Raw genomic sequence first — 2,006 nt, 5'->3', positions numbered from 1 at the left:
CTGTCTGTTTTAAGGGTTTCAGCGTAGCCTGTGTTCTGCAAAGCAGAAAGGATAAGCACGCTCATGTATATGAGATAAGTGCGTTCCTAATGCTTTGCAGAACACTGGCTACGCTGTGAGGATAAAGCAGAAAACATGAGGGAAAGTAAGAATGAAAAACTTGCGATAGTGTGTTTTGATAGGGCAAAAGGGAGGTTTTGTATATATAATCAAGGGCTTGTAAAATGAAAGAGGGCTATGATAGATCTGTGCTGCGACCATTAGGAACAGCACACAGCAAAAATCCGTGGCGACAAACCACGGACTTTCTTCTAACGGATAAACTTTGATAAGTCTATCATCATAGAATTATAAACAACTTTCTCATATCCCTCTTTCTTTAATAAAGCAAGCTCACGTCTTGCATAAGCATTCGCTTGTTGCTTAGTCATACTTGCCTTGCTGCGTATTGGTCGGTTAGGGCGCATAGTATCTACTTGATAAATCTCTTGGTAAATAGGACTATACTTCGTGCGCTTGAATACATCTACTCTTGGATACCTCATTTTCTTCTATACGTTTCAAAGTTATACATATTTTCATCACACTGCGGACAATAAAAGGGATAGTCTAATACTCGTTCATACTGCACTTCATGATTACATTTAGTACAATAGCGGTGCGTTCTCTTCTCAGGATTTGCTTGTTTCATAAACATATAAGTTTGTGGAGGGGTAGTTAAGCCCCTCCGTTGCCTTTTATAACTCTGCAAGCCTCGATGTTGCCTTTATGATTAGGTCTTTTAGCTGTTCCTTATTCAGCTCGGGCAATAAGTCTATGACCATGAAATTCTCGGTGTCCTCAATATCTATGCCTTTCTTTGCAAGAATGGTCTTAATATCAAGCTGACTAAAGTCATTGTAAGACTTACCACTTGTCACTTGTTGCTCTTCATTGCTTGTGAAGATGTTGTTTACCTCAATATTTGATGGCTCACCAAAACCAATGAAAGCGTCAATACGAAATTTACGTTCTTCTTGCTTGTCTGTGTCATAATAGACAAAGTATTGTCCCGTAATATCTATATTATCCGAAAGAATGCCGTGTGCATATCTCACAGAACCATCAACTTTACGATAAGCAAAAGCTGTAACTCCGTCTTTCTTCATCTTCTCTTTCAGTTTCACAACAAGTGCAAGACAAATGTCATGATGTTCTGCTATTGTGCCTTTACGAAGTTCGCCTACCTCAATGAGGTTGTCAATAAGAAACGACCTCCACCCCTTACAATCTACATCATAGTAAGCAAGTGTAAATTTGCTATGGTGATGAATGCTGTTGCCCTTAATGGTGTGTCCTATACCATATAGCGTACCACACGCATGACGTTCCGTGCCGTCTTTCTTACGATACACGAAAGAAACAATGCCTTTGCGAAGTTTCTCAACTAAAGTCTCAAATAGATTTTCCATATTGATGAGATTGTTATTTGTTTATGTAAAACATCGTCAAGCATTAAAAACTTGACGATGTGATATTTCATTTCCCCTTTCAAGAAGTTCTTCTATGTCTTCTGTTGAATTTACCTCAGTCTCCTTGAAGTAGAAGTGGGTGTCAAGTGAGCCGTTCACATAGCAATCAAAGTCTTCTCTATCACAGCCTTTATTATCAACATATTCATACACAACTTTAAACCAAAGTATATCCATCAAGCAGTTTCTTACATTTCGTATATCAAATCCTGCACTCTCAATAGCATCGTCTAAATCTTCACTTGTCCAATCGTAACCAAAATCAGATTTGAAGTTTTCAAACTTATAATCTTCCTTACAGAAGCCTAACGATAGCAAGATAGCATAGTTGTTTGTCATAATTCTTGTTGTTAATAAGTGATACATTTCCCTCTCGTTCAACTGCTTTTGCAGCATCACGGTCGGGCTTTCAAATTTTACGTGCAAATGAGGTAGTAAGGTCATTAGGAAGATAAGCAAAGTAATTTAAGGATATTCTCATGGAAAACCCAAATC

The 2,006-nt window shown here is 38.1% G+C and carries 4 protein-coding genes; all 4 read right to left on the bottom strand.

Going from position 1 to position 2,006, the window contains the following annotated elements; genetic code table 11:
- Positions 1 to 311: 311 nt before the first annotated feature.
- Genes F596_RS0110630 through F596_RS0110620 form a run of 4 tightly spaced genes read right to left on the bottom strand, consistent with a single transcriptional unit; the run spans position 312 to position 1,850 of the window.
- On the bottom strand, positions 312 to 545 hold the full coding sequence (locus F596_RS0110630; protein ID WP_019036934.1) for a hypothetical protein: 234 nt from the start codon (positions 543 to 545) through the stop codon (positions 312 to 314).
- The gene (locus F596_RS12085; protein WP_154648207.1) at positions 542 to 691 is read right to left on the bottom strand and encodes a hypothetical protein; all 150 of its coding nucleotides are present in this window, start codon (positions 689 to 691) and stop codon (positions 542 to 544) included. The genes F596_RS0110630 and F596_RS12085 overlap by 4 nt, the downstream gene beginning before the upstream one ends.
- Positions 692 to 737: 46 nt before the next feature.
- Positions 738 to 1,451 carry an SH3 beta-barrel fold-containing protein gene (locus F596_RS0110625; RefSeq protein WP_019036933.1) on the bottom strand — a complete coding sequence of 238 codons (714 nt, stop codon included), beginning with the start codon at positions 1,449 to 1,451 and terminating at the stop codon, positions 738 to 740.
- A gap of 36 nt (positions 1,452 to 1,487) precedes the next feature.
- Positions 1,488 to 1,850, bottom strand: coding sequence for a hypothetical protein (locus F596_RS0110620; RefSeq protein WP_024992677.1), 363 nt, complete (start codon positions 1,848 to 1,850; stop codon positions 1,488 to 1,490).
- Positions 1,851 to 2,006: the final 156 nt, after the last annotated feature.

Origin of the sequence: Prevotella amnii DSM 23384 = JCM 14753, assembly GCF_000378745.1 — a bacterium.
In the GTDB taxonomy this organism is placed as follows: Bacteria; Bacteroidota; Bacteroidia; order Bacteroidales; family Bacteroidaceae; genus Prevotella; species Prevotella amnii.
This window is presented reverse-complemented; position numbering and strand designations above follow the sequence as displayed.

Coding starts and splice junctions, on each gene's coding strand:
- F596_RS0110630 (WP_019036934.1), bottom strand. CDS start 545: ATGAGGTATCCAAGAGTAGATGTATTCAAGCGCACGAAGTATAGTCCT.
- F596_RS12085 (WP_154648207.1), bottom strand. CDS start 691: ATGAAACAAGCAAATCCTGAGAAGAGAACGCACCGCTATTGTACTAAA.
- F596_RS0110625 (WP_019036933.1), bottom strand. CDS start 1,451: ATGGAAAATCTATTTGAGACTTTAGTTGAGAAACTTCGCAAAGGCATT.
- F596_RS0110620 (WP_024992677.1), bottom strand. CDS start 1,850: ATGACAAACAACTATGCTATCTTGCTATCGTTAGGCTTCTGTAAGGAA.